Here is a 17,167-nt window from a genome sequence, read left to right on the forward strand (position 1 = left end):
CAGACAAGCTTTTGTTTTTTGAGACCAAAGTAAAATATCACAGATTTAGTAATGCAGATATATTAATACTATAATTATTTATAGCATTTAGATCTCAAAAAAGTTAAGAATTCCAAATTCCGGTTTTGGCTGTTTCAATTGCATATGAGCTAAAATCTTTAGCTTTTCTACCTAATACCTGCTCAATATCAGAAGTTATATATGAATTTCTTCCATCCAAAACCTGTTCAAAAAGATAATTTACCAGCCAGATATGATCTTCGGGAACCTCATATTCTCTGAGCATTTGTGTGTATTCTTCTAAACTTAATCCCTGAAAAGCTATGTTTTTGCCGCTTGCTTCAGCAATTTCATTTACAGCATCTTTAAACGTCAATAATCTCGGACCTGTTAATTCATAAGTTTTGGTATTATGTTTATTGTCTAAAATCGCTTCTACAACCACATCTGCAATATCATCTGCATCTGTAAAAGGTTCCAGTGCCTCAGCTCTGGGCAAAGCAACAATTCCGGCCAGAATAGGATCCAGAAATATACTTTCGCTAAAGTTTTGATTGAACCAGCTTGCACGAATGATAGTCCAGTTTTTGGCATTTTGTTTTACAACTTCTTCACATAACTGCGCTTCTTTTTCTCCTCTTCCGGATAATAAAATCATTTTTTGTACGCCAGTTTGTGTGGCTAAACGAGTAAAATTTTCCAGTGTTTCCTCTGCAGATGGAATGGCTAAATCGGGCTGAAAAGTAATATAAACTACTTCAATATCTTTTAAGACATTTTCCCAGGTTTCCGGTTTTTCCCAATCAAAAGGAATAGTTTCGGTTCTGGAACCCAAACGAATTTCTACAGTAGCATTTGCTCCTAATCTTTCTGCAACTCTGCGTCCGGTTTTCCCATTGGAACCCAGGACTAAAATTTTGGTATTTTTCATATCAATAGTTTTTTAAATGATTACTGATACAAAGTTGGTTAGATTAAAAAAAAATCATTTGTCGCAAAAGAATTAAGATTTGTTTGAAAGGAATTGAAGTCTGACCTCATTAGGCCGCATTCCGAATTTTTTATGAAAGGCATTAGAAAACGAACTCAGACTTTCGTAACCCACATCCCAGGCCGCTTCCTGAACTGTTTTTTCGCTTTCGCGGAGCAATTCATATGCTTTATGAAGCCTTTCTTCCTGAACAAATTTAAAAACCGGAATACCAAAAAGTTCTTTAAAATTCTTTTTCAGTTTATTACTGTTCAGACCAACCATCTGCGATAATTGAGTGATTGATGGGGGTTTAGAATAATGTGTAGTAACAATTTCCTTTGCTTTAAATAATTTGTTTTTGTCAATTTCAGAGAAATCAATTTTGCTTTCTGTAGACAAAAGTGCAAAGAAATGTGCCAGAAGTTCATTGACCTGACTTTTTAAAAACAATAATCTCGTATTGCCGGTATAAGTGGTATTAAAGATTTTTTGTACCGCCAATTGCATGTCAAGTGTCATATAATAGGACGGACCTTGTACAAAATGCTCTTTCGGATTTAATAATTCCGGAAGCTGATTTTCAAAAATCTCTTTTTCGGCCGGAGGCAAAGAATTAAGATGTTTTAGTTTGGTAAAAATACTAATAGACTGTAAAGGCTTGTCGGGTTCAATTTTATGAGAGAATTCAACTTTTTGATTTCCAAAAAAACAAATTGCCAAACCTGTTGTGTTGGTCAGATATTTGGTTTGATTGTTATGCTTTATTTCCAATTCGACATTGCCCGATCCATAAAAAGCAAATCCAACAGCATCACCGTCGATTTCGCATTTTTGAACAAAAGGTTTTGTCGTGTTAGACTGTTCTATTAAAACAATAGAATCATTCAATTCAATAATATCTGTTGTCATATTGTTTTTGGAATATTTGAAAAAGGATGAAAAGTTAAGTTTTATTTTTTAATCCTAATCAAGATTAAGAAATAATAACTTAAACAATTCTTAAATAGTGTAAAGTATTTAAAATTAAATAATTATGATTAATTTCTGTGGTAAAGATTTTAGTAATGAATCTTTTCTCAGAGGCATATTTTTAAGCTTTTTTATTCTTTTTAAAAGTAGCTTTTGGTCAAAAAACAGCTCATTTTAGAAAAGTACTGTTGATAACTGTTTTTTGAAAATGACAAATAAAGTAGAGTTCTACTGTTGATAACTTTATTTAGAATTGTTTTAAATAGCTGTATAATTGGAGGTTATGATGACTTTCTTTCCTGTTGATAAGATGTATTTTTTGAGAGATTTTGGTGACTTTTTAACTGTTGATAATTGTCCGGATTTTTAACATCAAATTCTGGACAAAGAAAGATGTCTGGCTTAAATTTGTAAAAATACAGATGTAAAAATACCTCCCCAAGTCGGCATTTTGTATTCTCAAACAGTCACCATTAAATATTATATATCATGTCTATTTTCGATAAAAGAGTCAATTATAAACCATTTGAATACCCAGAGGTATTGCAATTTACTGAAGCCATAAATAAAGCTTATTGGGTACATACAGAAGTTGATTTTACTGCTGATACTCAGGATTTTCATGCGCATTTAACGCTGGCGGAAAAAACAGCTGTAAAAAACAGTTTATTGGCAATCGCACAGATAGAAGTTGCTGTAAAAAGTTTTTGGGGAAACATTTATGAGCATTTTCCAAAGCCTGAATTCAATGGTTTGGGAAGCACTTTTGCCGAGTGTGAGTTTAGACATTCTGAGGCTTATTCGCGTTTGCTGGAGGTATTGGGGTATAATGATGAATTTGAAAAATTACTTGACGTTCCTGTGATTCGCCGACGTGTAGAATATCTTTCGGATGTTTTAAAAGATACGCGTTCTCAGGACAACAGAAAATACATGGTTTCGCTGATTTTGTTTAGTATTCTGATCGAAAATGTATCACTTTTCAGTCAGTTTGCCATTTTGTTGTCTTTTACAAGATTTAAAGGCTACATGAAAAATGTAAGTAACATAATCGCCTGGACATCAATAGATGAACAAATACATGCTAATGGTGGAATCTATATTATAAATAAGATTAGAGAAGAATTTCCGGATTATTTTGACGAAGAAACTTTAACACTTGTTAGAGAAACAGTAAAAGATTCGATAAAGGTTGAAGCAGATATTCTGGACTGGATATTTGAAGCAGGTGAAATAGAAAGTATTAAAAAAGAAGATCTCGTTAATTTTATGAAATTTAGAATTGATGAAAGTCTGAAGCAGATTAATATTCCAACCATTTTTGATGTTAGAGTAGAAGATTATAATGCTTTGGCCTGGTTTGAAGAAGAAGTTTTTGCAAACAGTCTGGATGATTTTTTTGCAAAACGTCCTGTAGAATATACAAAACATGATAAAAGTATTACGGCAAACGATCTTTTCTAAAAAGCAAAAAATATGAATACAATGGATATAAATGAAGCAAATGATCTTCCGCAGCATGAAAATGGAAGCAAAATGTGGTGGAAAAACTCTGAAAGTGAACAAATTTTAAATCGTGGTTATCTCTTAAAAGGTGAAACTGTTGAAGGTGCAATAGACAGAATCTGTACCGCAGCTGCAAGGAGATTATACAAACCCGAATTGAAAGAATCTTTTGTAGAAATGATCGAACGCGGATGGATGAGCATCAGTTCACCGGTTTGGGCCAATATGGGAACAGAAAGAGGTTTGCCAATCTCTTGTTTTAATGTTCACGTTCCGGACAAAATTGAGGGAATTACACATAAGCTGGGCGAGGTAATTATGCAGACCAAAATAGGCGGAGGAACTTCGGGGTATTTTGGAGAATTGCGCGAACGCGGAAGTGCTGTAACTGATAACGGGAAGAGTAGTGGAGCAGTAAGTTTTATGAAACTTTTTGATACCGCTATGGATACGATTTCGCAAGGTGGTGTACGTCGTGGCGCATTTGCATCGTATCTGGATATTGACCATCCGGATATTGAAGAGTTCCTGAAAATAAAAAGCATCGGAAATCCGATTCAGAATTTATTTACCGGAATTTGTGTTCCTGATTACTGGATGCAGGAAATGATTGATGGGGATCAGGATAAAAGACAAATCTGGGCAAAAGTTTTAGAAAGCCGTCAGCAAAAAGGACTTCCGTATATATTTTTTAGTGATAATGTCAATAAAAATAAACCACAAGTATATAAAGATAGAAATCTTAGAATTAACGCCAGCAATTTGTGTAGTGAGATTATGTTGCCATCAACAGAGGATGAATCGTTTATTTGTTGTTTGTCATCAATGAATCTGGAACTTTATGAAGAATGGAAAGATACTGAAGCAGTAAAACTGGCTATCTTTTTTCTTGATGCCGTATTACAGGAGTTTATTGAAAAAACGGAGGGTGATTATTACCTTTCGAGTGCAAACAGATTTGCCAAAAGACACCGTGCTTTGGGCTTAGGCGTTTTAGGATGGCATTCTTATTTGCAGAAAAATATGATTCCGTTTGAAGGAATGGAATCCAAAATGAAAACAACAGAAATATTTAAACATATTAGCGACAAAGCTGATAAAGCAACGCAGGAACTGGCGCGAATTTATGGAGAGCCGGAATTGTTAAAAGGTTACGGAAAACGCAATACGACCACAATGGCCATTGCGCCTACAACTTCATCATCGGCAATTTTAGGACAAACGTCTCCGGGTATCGAACCTTTTAGCAGTAACTACTATAAAGCAGGTTTAAGTAAAGGAAATTTTATGCGTAAGAATAAATACCTTAAAAAATTGCTGGAAGAAAAAGGACTGGATAATGAGGAAGTTTGGCGCGAAATTATGCTAAACGGAGGAAGTGTACAACATATGTCGCAGCTATCTCAAATAGAAAAAGATGTCTTTAAAACCTTTAAAGAAATCAGTCAGCTTGAAATTGTTCAGCAAGCCTCGATTCGTCAGAAATATGTAGATCAGGGGCAAAGTCTGAATCTTAATATTCCTGCAGAATTGCCTATTAAGGAAGTAAATCGCTTAATGATCGAAGCCTGGCAATTGGGGATTAAAAGCTTGTATTATCAACGAAGTCAGAGTGTTTCAAAAGAACTTGTTACAAGTTTAGTTTCCTGCAGCAGTTGTGAATCATAAAAATAAAAACCGGATCGTTTCCGGTTTTTTTTTGTTTAAGAAAGAAACTAAAAAGTAAAACACATTTTAATGAATTGCGGATTCATTTTTATATTGCAGATTTTTTTTGTTAAATCAAATACACTAAATTTTCCGAAATTCTCCGTTTTAAGAAATTGGCTACGGCATTTTTATTCGAATTAAAAAAAATACAATTTTAACTTCACAAAAATTGTAAAATAGGCTATTGAAAAATCTGTTTTTAAGAAGCCAAATATTAATTATAGTATAATTTTTCAGCATTATCATTTTGTTAAATTATCAAATTTTTAAGAAATTCTGTTTTAAGAAGAATAATTTTAAAAATATCATCGAGATTTTGTGTACGAGAACAAATTAGGATTATTCGATAATATTAGTAAGTTTGTTGAGAATAATTCAATTCCTCAAAAGCCAAAAATTTGTTGTCATTGTCCCTTAATCAAGATAAAATTTTAATTGATCGTCTTCGTAATGGAGATGAATCGGCTTTGACAGAATTGTACAATACATTTTGGCAGGCGCTTTTTATGTCGGCGTACAATGTGATTAAAGACAAAGAATTGTGCGAAGATATTATTCAGGATATATTTCTTAATATCTGGACCAATCGCGAAAAACTCGAAATTCATATTTCTTTAAAAGGCTATATGTATGCCTGCGCCCGATATCAGGTTTTTAATCATTTAAGAAAGAATAAAGACAAAATTCATGTCGAACTTTTTGATGATTTAGAAAAACGTTTTCAATACACCACGCCCGAAACCCAATTGATGCATGAAGAATTGGTGCAACAACTTCATTTAATTGTTGAAACCCTTCCGGAGAAATGCCAGGCTGTATATAAACTTAGCAGAGAAGAACAGCTAAGTCATAAAGAAATTGCCGAACGCCTGAATATTTCCACCAAAACGGTCGAAAATCATATTACAAAGGCACTTCAGACCATTCGCTTGTCAATGGGCAGTACTCTTAGTATGACAATGATTTTGTGGCTTTCTGAAAACCTTTAGGAGAAAGTTAAAATGGTTACCAATTATAAGTCTAAACCGTTGTATTTCCTTATTTCCGACGAGACTTTTCTTAAAAAGATAAAAAAAATTAAAAAAAAATACGATTTGGACTAGGGGGTAAATATCTTTTTAGATACTTACTTAATATACTCCTGCATTAATAATAAAAAAAATGAAAAAAGAAGAATTCTTAACGTTATTAAACAGATATCTTTCTGGCGATACTAGTCGGGAGGAGAGTAAACAATTACTACATTTTTACGAAAGTTTCCAGACTTCAGAAGAATGGGATGATGCTTTGGGTTCTAAAGAAGAACTGGAACACAAAATGAGAATGCGTCTTCAAAAAGCAATTCAGTCTGACGAAACAAAAGCAGTCCCGCTTAAACCATTTTATACTACGACCCGATTTAAGTTTATAGCCATGGCAGCATCATTGCTATTGCTAATTTCGATTTCGATAATTGTCAATAAAACCAATCCGCTTAAAATTGAAACTCCGGTTGTTGCTCACAAAGAAATTTTGATAGGAAGTGATAAAGCAACTTTGACATTAGAAGATGGTTCTGTAATTACTTTAGAAAAAGGTAAAGCTTACAATAAAGGAAATGCTTCCAGTAATGGAGAAAAATTGGTTTACAATTCAAAAGAGAATAAACCGGCAGGAATTAGAAATAACTTTTTAACAATTCCAAGAGGAGGACAGTTTTTTGTGCAGCTGGCAGACAGCACAAGAGTCTGGTTAAACTCAGAATCGCAATTAAAATATCCGGTGGCTTTTGTTGATGGACAAACCAGACAAGTAGAACTGGTTTACGGAGAAGCCTATTTTGAAGTGTCGCCAAGTACAAAACATAAAGGTTCCAGATTTAAAGTAAAAACTCAAATGCAAAATGTTGAGGTTATTGGTACCGAGTTTAATATTAAAGCGTACAAAGACGAAACAGCAATTTATACCACATTGGTAAAAGGTAAGGTTGCCGTAAGCAATTCAAACAATAAAGAAACTTTAACGCCAAACGAGCAATCGACAATCAGTAATAACAACGATCATATTGCTATCGCTCAGGTCGATGTATATAATGAAATTTCCTGGAGAAAAGGATTGTTTGTTTTTAAAGGAATGCCGCTTAAGGAGATTGCAAAGGTACTGTCGAGATGGTATGATGTAGATATTGTGTTTGCAGATCCGGCACTTGGAAACGTGAAATTTAACGGTGTTTTGAATAAAAATCAGAAACTGGAAGACATATTAACCACGATTAAGAATATTAATTTTATTAATGCCTATGAGAAAAAAGACGATAAGATTATTATCAAGTAAAAAGAAAAGGGATTAAAGTTCAGACCTCTCACCGTACCGCACTTTATCCCTTTCTGTGTATTAATCCATTAATCAGTTTTAACAACCAACCAACCAATTAACATGTAAATTTATGAAATTTAAATTAACCAGTGCCTATTTCTATCTTAGAAAAGGGCTAATTATTAACATTATGAGAACTTTTGTATTCTTGTTTTGTACTACAATTTTTGGTTTTTCTCCCGTAAATCTATTTTCACAAAACACAAAAGTTGTAATTGCCGCTGATAAAACGGTGTCTGTAGATGAAGTTTTTGAAATCATTAAAAAGCAGACAGATTATACTTTTATTTATCAGGAAGATTTATTTAAAAAATTGCCTAAAGTACATCTTAAAAAAGGGAAAATTCGTGTGAATGACCTTTTAGAAGCCACCTTTTCCAGTAAAGATTTTGATTTTAGTTTTTCAAATGGAAATACCATTTTAGTTCGAAAAGTACCAAAAGAAAATGTAGTGGTCTTGCAGTCAAAACTAATTGAAATTAAAGGTATTGTTACCAATGATAAAGGAGATCCGATTCCCGGTGTAAATGTCAAAGTAAAAGGTACAGGCGCAGCCGCTCAGACCGATTTTGACGGAAAGTACACTATTATGGCTCCGGAAGACGGACAAATTTTGTTTACTTATATCGGACATCGCGCCCAAGTTGTTGAGGTTAATAAAAGAAAAGTAATTAACATTAAACTGGCAGAAGAAAGAAACGAATTGGAAGGTGTTGTTGTCAATACAGGAGTTACCGTACGTAAAAAAGAATTGATTACGGGAGCAGTTTCAACTTTTAGAGGCGAAGAATTAAGACAGATTTCTACACAAAATGTGGTTCAGGCTTTAAAAACTTTAGACCCTTCTTTTATTGTTTTGAATAACAATATTGCAGGTTCTAATCCAAATGTATTGCCTGTAATTGAGGTGAGGGGGCAAACGAGTTTATCTGTTAATCAGGTAGACGATCAATTTAAAGAAGATCCAAACCAGCCGTTGTTTATTTTGGACGGATTTCCAACTACTTTACAACAGATTGTTGATTTAGATATTAATAGAATTGCCAGTGTTACTTTGCTTAAAGATGCGGCTTCTACAGCACTGTACGGTTCACGCTCAGCAAATGGAGTTGTTGTTGTTGAGACGATTAAACCAGTTCCGGGAAAACTACAGCTTTCTTATGTTTATAATTCCTCTTACGAATTTGCAGATTTGAGTGTTTATAATTTAATGAATGCAGAGCAAAAACTGGAATTTGAAAGAATTTCTAAAGCTTATATCCCAAATCCGGGAACTCCTTTGCCAACTGTTTATAAATGGAACGAAGTTTATAACCAGCGTTTGGCAGCAGTACGTCGAGGTGTTAATACTTATTGGCTTAACGAACCCATTCAGATGGGATTAACATCCGGACATAGTTTGACCATTGGCGGAGGATCAGAAGAACTTCGATTTAATTTGGCCGGAAATTATAAAACTGTTGCAGGAACTATGAAAGGTACTGAACATAATACCTGGGGGTATAGTGCCAATATAACATACAAACGAAAAAAATTAAGTATCAATAATAATCTATTGGTTTCAGGAGCTGACAATCAGGAATCTCCTTATGGTGATTTTGCTACTTGGGCAAGGGTGAGTCCATACTATGAAAAATATAATGAAAATGGTGTGGCAACCCGATATTTAGACGGATCTTCAATACCATTGCCACCGAATGAATTGGTTATTAATCAGCCGGAAAACCCTTTGTACAATGTTAGATTGAATAGTTTTAACAAAAGCGGCGAATTTAATTTTACGAACAACTTTGCGCTTAATTACGATTTCAATCCGCATATAAAAACAACTGCCGCAATTTCTGTTACAAGACTTGACAAACAGAAAACAGAATTTGTTTCGCCGGATGATACACGATATATATTAGATATTCCATCGGAGAAAGGAAAATATAGAAGAAGGGATTATTTGACTAATAAATGGAATGCCAACATTGGAGGGACCTATTCAAATGTGTTCAATAATGTTCATTCTCTAAATTATACCATGCGAGCTTCGGCATACGAAACAGATTACAATGCTTACGGTTCTATCTTAAGAGGATTTCCTTTAGGAGTTCCCGGAAATCCGTCTTTTGCTTTTGGATTTGAAAAAAACTCACAGCCCTTTGTCGATAATGAATTAGTTAGAAGTATTGATTTGACCAACCAGGTCAATTATGCTTATGACAGAAGATATTTGTTTGATTTTACACAGACAATTTCAGGAGCGACAAACTTTGGAACCAATAAAAAATATTCTCCGTATTGGGGTGTTGGGGTAGGATGGAACATCAACAACGAGTTTAAGATGGATCAGAATATTGTCAACATTTTTAAAGTTCGTGCCAATTTTGGACAAACAGGAAATCAAAATTTAGTAGGATATGCATCTCATGATGTTTATGCATACGATCCTAACACTAATATTTTTGGGGCAGGATTAAATATTACTCAATTATCAAATGCTGATTTGGAGCCTCAGAAAACAGAAGATTTATCTTTAGGATTAGATCTGGCAATGTTTAGAAACAGGCTTACAGTGACTTTGGGAGCTTATAAGCGTCAGACTTCACCACAAATTGTTGCTATAGATCTTGCTGCTTCTACCGGAGTAACGGCTTATCCGTTAAATGTAGGTTATATCACGACCCGCGGATTAGAACTAAAAGCAAATTATAATATCATCAACAACTTAAGAGAGAGTATTATTTGGGGTATCGGATTAACAGCAACCACAAATGAAAATGAATTAGGAGGTTTTAATAATGCACTGGCTTCTTTAAATGATGCTGCTAAAAAAACAACCAGTCTTACCAGATATTATGATGGAGCAAGTACAAATGATCTTTGGGCGGTACCTTCATTAGGAATTGATCCCGGAACAGGACGAGAAATTTTCTTAAAGAAAAACGGAGAAACCACTTTTGTATTAGATAAAAAAGATGAGGTTGTAATGGGGAATTCCAGAGAAATAGCTACAGGGGTTGTTTCTACAACTTTTAATTATAAGAATTTTAATATCGGAGTTTTCATCCGTTATAGTTTTGGTGCAGATAGATTTAATTCTGCATTGTACAGCAAAGTAGAAAATATCGATTCAGATAATGTTTTTGAAAATCAGGATGCAAGAGCACTTTTGGATCGTTGGACTACGCCGGGTCAAATGGCTCAGTTCAAGGCAATTGATTTGACGGTTGTAACTCCTATTTCTTCCCGTTTTATTCAAAAAGATAATTATATAGCCGGAGAAGCTCTTCGTATAGGATACAGAGTAACCAACAGAGAGTGGCTGAAGAAATCAGGGATGGCCGGATTAGGATTTAATGCATATGCCAATGATTTTTTTAAAGTTTCGACTATGAAAGTCGAACGAGGGATTAGCTATCCTTTTTCAAGAATTTTTTCTTTAAGTCTAAGCGTAACATTTTAATACCATTATTATGAATCAGTATTTAAATAAAATTGCATTATCAATCCTGATAGCGTTTTCGGCAGTAAGCTGCAGTAATTTTCTGGATGTGGTGCCTCAGGATAAAATTTTAGAGTCTCAAATATTTAAAGATGAAGCCGGAATGCAGAATGTGCATAACGGACTTTATATGATGCTTGCATCTGATGAGCTTTATGGCAGACAGCTTACAATGGATGCGGTAGATATTTTAGGGCAGCAGTACAATATGCCGGCTTCGCATACAAAAACTAAAATGGCTATATACGCTTATGCGGAAGCCAATCCAAAAAAAGTTTTCACAGACATTTGGCAAAAAGCTTTTACTACAATTCTGTCTGCCAATAAATTTCTGGAAAGTCTGGAAGAACATGGTGGAATTGTTTCTCAGGAAAAAACAGATCTTTTAAGAGGTGAAGCAATTGCAATACGAGCCATGCTGCATTTTGATATGCTGAGATTATATGGGCCAATTTACAAAGTAGATCCTTCTATGCCTGCAATACCTTATTATGATGCACCTGTGACTTCAAATAATCCAATTTTATCAGCAAAAGATGCAATGAGTAAGATATTGGCAGATATTGATATGGCATTGACACTGTTAGGAAAAGATCCAATCCTGACAACAGGAAAATACAAAGCTACCAGCGACTATGATGCAAATCCTTATTATTCTCAAAACAGAGGTATGAGAATGAATTATCTTGCCGTAAAATGTTTAAAAGCACGTGTACTTTTATATGCCGGAGATAAAGGGGGAGCATCGACAGTAGCAAACGAAGTAATTACGTTTACAAAATCGACGACGTTTTTTCCGTGGACTACCTTTTTAGATGCTACGAATCCTGCAACTCCTGACAAAATTTTTTCTTCAGAGAACTTCTTTGCTTTAAGTGATTACACTTTGTATAAAACGCAAGAAGATTTGTTTGATTCTAAGTTAGGAGATGCCATGATTTATGCTCCATTATTAAACAGATTAAATACAGTTTTTGAGTCGAATGATAATGATTACCGAAGCCTGCCGAGTTGGAAGATTCCTGTTGTGGGCGGAAAAACGCAAAAAACATTTTTTAAATATGCAGATGTGCCAGACAGCAGAATGGTTTTTCGCTTGCAGATCCCAATGTTCAAGCTTTCAGAAATGTATCTAATTGCAGCAGAAACGGCAACAGTACCCGCAGATGGTATTGCTTTACTAAATACGCTTCGTTATAACAGAGGATTAACAAATCTGGCCGCTACTGCAGTTTTGGCAACAGAAGTGACAAAGGAATACAGGAAAGAATTTATGGGTGAGGGACAGTTGTTCTTTTATTACAAAAGAAATAATACCACTGCAATACCAAATGGCTCAGCAGCTTCCGGAAATATTGCAATGGGAGCGCTTCAATATGTTGTGCCTTTGCCGGATGCCGAAATCAACTTTCAATAATTTAAAAAGATAAACATGAAAAAAATATTGATTTTAAGCTTTGCATTTTTATTCTTTTTAGGATTTACTTCATGCAATCAGGAAGAAATAGAAACCTATCACAATACAGATAACATTTATTTTTCGCCATCTGTTTTTGCAATTCCTGTAAATGGGATGGTAATTATGACAGATAGTACAGGATTTAGTTTTGCACTGGATAAAGCAGCAGTAGTAGAGCGTATTTACAAAATTCCCATTAGAGTACAAGGAAAGGTAAGTGATGTAGACAGAAAAATAAAAGTTGCAATCGATTCAAAAAGTACAGCCATAGAAGGAACTCATTTTAAGCTTCCGGATAATATTGTTATGCATGCCGGTAAAGAACTTGACTCACTTGAGGTGAAAGTGTTTAGAACTGCTGATATGAAAACGAATAGCTTTTTGCTAATCTTAAATTTAGAAGAAAACGAATCGTTTACTACTAATATGAAAAGCAAGGTAATCAACCCGCTTACCAACAAAACCATGAGTCATATTTCATACAAATTAACATTTGATGATAAGTTATCGCAGCCGCCAGGATGGTTTGCAGGCTTTTTAGGTGTTTTTACAGCAAAGAAATTTTTCTTAATGTGCGATTTAATGCATTTAGAACCAAGTATGTTTAATCAGAAGTTGGGATCATTGGGATTGACAATTCCCGATATTCAGTATTATCAAAACTATATGAAACGCTATCTGGCAGATCAAAAAGCAGCGGGAAATATTATTTATGAAGATGATGGAAAAGAAATGATCTTTCCTTAAAACGCATTTATTTTAAACTAAAAAATATAACAAGATGTTAAAAAATATAAAAATTCATTTAGCTCTTTCGGCATTGCTTGTTTTGGTTTGCAGTTGTGCCGATGATGAAGGAAATTACAATTATAACCCAATCAACGAGATCAACGCAACCGGAATAGAAGCATCGTATACCGCTTATACAGGTGAAAAACTTAAAATTACACCAAATTTAAATGCGACCTTAGACGATAGTACCGATCCTGACCGCTATACTTATGAATGGGTAGCTATCAATCCGGTAAAACTTGTAATGGATTCTAAAACTGTGATAGGTACAAATAAAAATTTTGATGCCGAATTAAAGTTACCACCTGCAAAATATACCGTTTATTATTTTGTAAAAGACAAAGTGACCGGAATAACCTGGAAGCATGAGCCTTTTACTTTAAATGTTGTTTCTTCCATTTATGAAGGTTGGATGATTATTGGTGATGTTGACGGAAAACCACGTCTGGATATGATATCAATTCTTCCTGGCGTAGCAACGCCGCGTATTATTACAGATGTATTAGATGCTACAGGTTCAGCTCTTAAGTTAACAGGAAAAGCAGTAGATGTAGAATGTTTTAATCAACCCATATCTTCACCACTAATTTATGGAATTTACGTAACTACAACAGAAAACGGAACAGCAAGATTAGATCCGGATTCTTTTGGATGGACACTAGCGCAAAATTTAGCGTATGAAACCGTAGGAGGATCGCTGCCTACCAATTTTGGAGTCGATTTTATGAAATCTAATGGAAGCGGAGAAAATTTGATTTATAGTAAAGGAGATATTTACTACTATTACAGGGTATTGCAAATCAAATACGGTCTGCCCCAAAACAAATTAGAATCTGAAACTAAAACTTTTTATGCAGCGCCATTTATTGCAGAGAACGGAGGTACGTTTGGAACGCCGGTTTTTTATGATCAGACCGCCAGACGTTTTGTAAGATATTCGACTTCAAAAGGAACATGTGCGCCAATGCCACCTGTTACGGGATCAGACACCGCTTTAGATTGGAATAATACCAATTCTGATTTGATTTATATGACCACTTCTGCCTTCAATCAAGATGAGAACTTTGCAATTCTGAAAAATCTGACTTCTGGAAAATTCAATTTGCTTCGTTTCAACAGAGCTTTGGCACAAGTGTATTACAAAGAAATTTTGAACGCACCAGATTTTGATAAAGCCACAAAATTTGCTGTAAGTCCCGATTCAGGATATTTGTTTTATGCTGTTGGAGGCAAATTATATGAGTATGATAACGGAACCCAAACGGCTAAATTGATGTTGGATAAAGGAGCTGAAGAAATCACCTATATTAATTTCAATCCAAGAGCTACAAATAAAAACAAATATTTGATTGTTGGAAGTTATGGAACTACCGGAAAGTTAGAACTCTATCAGGTTCCTCCGGTAAATGGTAATTTAATTTTATTAAACAAATACGAAGGTTTATGCAAAATTGTTGATGTTGCATACCGCGGTAGATAACTAAAAACCTTAAACAAAGCCGAATGAAGAGCGAAATTCATTCTTCATTCGGTTTCTTAAAAACCACATTTTATGAAACGTTTTTTTAAAATCGCAAGTGCAGTTTTGCTGCTTGCCTGTCCTTCTATTGTCTTAAAAGCACAGACACAATCAACTGATGAAAGTTGGGAATTGGCCAAAAAACAAGCCCAAACGGAGAAAAAATTAATCTTTGTCGATTTGTATTTTACGGGTTGTATGCCGTGTGCACAAATGGACAAAGAGGTATTTCCGGATCCTAAAGTGGCCACTGTTTTAAGTGCTGATTTTGTCACTTTCAAATCTGATATTCTTAAAGAAGAAATCGGTAAAAAATTATGTATGAAGTATGGCGTTACCGGATTTCCGACTTTTTTATTTATGAGTGCAGATGGAAAAGTAATTGATACTGAAGGCGGTTTTCAAAACGCAGCGCAATTTACAGCCTTACTGCAAAATGCAAAAGAAGCAGCTAAAAAAGGGCTTTTCAAAAAGTATAGTACGAAAATTGAGGAAAAAGAGTATCCCGATTTTTACAAAGAGGCTTATCTGAACGGAAAAAGGAATGTTTCTTTTGAAACTGCCGATGCCTATTTAAAAGCACAGCCTTCACTAACTGCCGAAGTTCCATTCGTTATCATAAGTGGTTTAAGAATCGGACGTCAATACGATGATTTTTATTTAAAGAATGCAAAACAACTTTATAAAGACTACGGTTCCGGAAGCGTTTCTAATCATGTGTTTACCATTTTACAGCGCAAGAAAAAAGACTTTGAAAAAACGAAGGATTTAGCGGGTTTCAAAAAATTACTTGAAGAAATGAAACCGCTTTATTCTGCAGAAGACTGGACAAAATTTGAGGGTATTTTATTGAAAGATTTTGGCGTAGAAAAAGTGGTAACTAATCCCTATACTTTACAAAAGTAATCTGAAATGAAAAAGATATTCTTATTTTCAATAATGATTTTTGGATATTCAGTTTGCGCTCAAAACGGCGTTCAAAAATCTATTGAATCTTTCGAAAAAGCCTTTCAAAATAAAAATTATAATGATATAAAAAATCTTCTGGCGCCAGAATTTAATGTTGGAGCCGGAGATTCTTCTTCAAATGAATTTTACTTAAACGCTATTTTTAATGCTTTTCCGGTTTTAGATTCTATCCAAATGGGAAAATCAGTGACTATTAAAAATGAAACTTTTGTTTCGGCTGATTTTTGTTTCAAAGGAAAAGAAAAGAAACCCACTCAAATAGTCTTCAATAAAGAAAACAAAATACGCTATGTTACTTTTTTTGACGGATTATACAGAGTAGATCGAAATGCTGAGGTAAAAAAAATGGCCAGCATTCCGTTTGAAATTGTAGAGAACGGAATCGCCATCAAAATAAAATTAAACAAAGCAAACAGAGAATTTTTAATGCTTTTTGATACGGGCGCAGACGGAATGGCTCTAAATCCGGACAGTGCTTATAAAGCAGGAGTTGTGGTTACTAAAAGTAAATCGGCATCTGTGGTTGGCGGAAGTCAGCAAGTGCAGTATTCGGCAGATAATACGATTTATATTGGCGATCAGGTTTTAAAAAATCAAGGCTTGGTCATTTTTCCAAAACATGGCGTTTATGACGGATTATTTGGCGCCAATTTGCTGCGTAATTATATCACGTCTGTCAATTTTGACACCATGACAATTGACTTGTACAATTTTGGAAATTTCAATTATTGGGGAAAAGCAAAACCATTAGTTTTTGATTATAAATCGGGACTTCCGGTAGTACAAATGAATCTGACTTTTGAAGATAAAAAAACAGTCGAAGGCAATTTTACTTTTGATACCGGCGCTGGTTATGATCTAATTGCTTACGGCCCTTTTAATCACAAAAATAATCTGGAAACCAGTTTAAAAAACGAATATACATCTGTCAATTACAGCTTAGGAAAACAAACTAAAATTGTGGGAGGCGCAATACCAAATGTTGCTATTAACGGAAATAATTTTCCAGATGTAACAATTGCGGTTCAGGAATATGACGAAGCCAATAAAAACTGGGCTTTTGCAGATGGATCTTTGGGAATTGATTTAATAAAACGCTTCAATTTTACAATAGATGTACTCCATAAGACCGTTTATTTGGAACCCAATAAAAACTTTAAAAAGAGATCTTCATTTTATATCGCCGGACTTAATTTGGATTTTGATGAAAACCAGAATCTTATAGTAAAACGAATTTTAGATCAGGAAAACGAAGATTTGAAGAAAGTCAAAACCGGTGCAAAAGTTACACAGATTAATGATTTTGAAGCCAAAGATTTATTGAAACCGGAAAATCTTAAAAAACTAAAAGAGAATAAAGAAAGTAAAGACCTGATTATTGAACAAGAGGATCAGTCAATGCGCATTACAATTTAAAACAATCAA

The 17,167-nt window shown here is 34.4% G+C and carries 12 protein-coding genes; 10 read left to right on the top strand and 2 right to left on the bottom strand.

Annotated elements, in window-relative coordinates:
- Positions 1 to 103: 103 nt before the first annotated feature.
- Entirely contained in the window at positions 104 to 931 is an 828-nt protein-coding gene (locus OLM51_RS08770) for an NmrA family transcriptional regulator (protein WP_264553940.1), read from the bottom strand.
- Between the two features lie 72 nt (positions 932 to 1,003).
- Entirely contained in the window at positions 1,004 to 1,882 is an 879-nt protein-coding gene (locus OLM51_RS08775) for a helix-turn-helix domain-containing protein (RefSeq protein ID WP_264553941.1), read from the bottom strand.
- 549 nt (positions 1,883 to 2,431) lie between these two features.
- Here OLM51_RS08775 and OLM51_RS08780 point away from each other — a divergent pair.
- The 10 genes from OLM51_RS08780 (at position 2,432) to OLM51_RS08825 (ending at position 17,158) form a co-directional block, all read left to right on the top strand.
- Positions 2,432 to 3,406 carry a ribonucleotide-diphosphate reductase subunit beta gene (locus tag OLM51_RS08780; RefSeq protein ID WP_264553942.1) on the top strand — a complete coding sequence of 325 codons (975 nt, stop codon included), beginning with the start codon at positions 2,432 to 2,434 and terminating at the stop codon, positions 3,404 to 3,406.
- Between the two features lie 12 nt (positions 3,407 to 3,418).
- Entirely contained in the window at positions 3,419 to 5,116 is a 1,698-nt protein-coding gene (locus OLM51_RS08785; protein ID WP_264553943.1) for a ribonucleoside-diphosphate reductase subunit alpha, read from the top strand.
- Positions 5,117 to 5,565: 449 nt separating this feature from the next.
- Entirely contained in the window at positions 5,566 to 6,147 is a 582-nt protein-coding gene (locus OLM51_RS08790) for an RNA polymerase sigma factor (protein ID WP_264553944.1), read from the top strand.
- Between the two features lie 172 nt (positions 6,148 to 6,319).
- Positions 6,320 to 7,471: a FecR domain-containing protein gene (locus OLM51_RS08795; RefSeq protein WP_264553945.1), complete on the top strand. Its 1,152-nt coding sequence runs from the start codon at positions 6,320 to 6,322 to the stop codon at positions 7,469 to 7,471.
- A gap of 112 nt (positions 7,472 to 7,583) precedes the next feature.
- Positions 7,584 to 10,964: a SusC/RagA family TonB-linked outer membrane protein gene (locus OLM51_RS08800; protein WP_264553946.1), complete on the top strand. Its 3,381-nt coding sequence runs from the start codon at positions 7,584 to 7,586 to the stop codon at positions 10,962 to 10,964.
- A 10-nt stretch (positions 10,965 to 10,974) separates the two neighbouring features.
- Positions 10,975 to 12,420 (top strand): RagB/SusD family nutrient uptake outer membrane protein, encoded by a 1,446-nt coding sequence (locus OLM51_RS08805; protein WP_264553947.1) that lies wholly within the window; start codon positions 10,975 to 10,977, stop codon positions 12,418 to 12,420.
- A gap of 15 nt (positions 12,421 to 12,435) precedes the next feature.
- Positions 12,436 to 13,209 carry a DUF4843 domain-containing protein gene (locus OLM51_RS08810; RefSeq protein ID WP_264553948.1) on the top strand — a complete coding sequence of 258 codons (774 nt, stop codon included), beginning with the start codon at positions 12,436 to 12,438 and terminating at the stop codon, positions 13,207 to 13,209.
- A gap of 34 nt (positions 13,210 to 13,243) precedes the next feature.
- Positions 13,244 to 14,734 (top strand): PKD-like family lipoprotein, encoded by a 1,491-nt coding sequence (locus OLM51_RS08815; protein WP_264553949.1) that lies wholly within the window; start codon positions 13,244 to 13,246, stop codon positions 14,732 to 14,734.
- A 72-nt stretch (positions 14,735 to 14,806) separates the two neighbouring features.
- Positions 14,807 to 15,679: a thioredoxin family protein gene (locus OLM51_RS08820; protein WP_264553950.1), complete on the top strand. Its 873-nt coding sequence runs from the start codon at positions 14,807 to 14,809 to the stop codon at positions 15,677 to 15,679.
- A gap of 6 nt (positions 15,680 to 15,685) precedes the next feature.
- Entirely contained in the window at positions 15,686 to 17,158 is a 1,473-nt protein-coding gene (locus tag OLM51_RS08825) for a retropepsin-like aspartic protease (RefSeq protein ID WP_264553951.1), read from the top strand.
- Positions 17,159 to 17,167 lie beyond the last annotated feature (9 nt).

The organism is Flavobacterium sp. N2038 (assembly GCF_025947185.1).
GTDB lineage: Bacteria > Bacteroidota > Bacteroidia > Flavobacteriales > Flavobacteriaceae > Flavobacterium.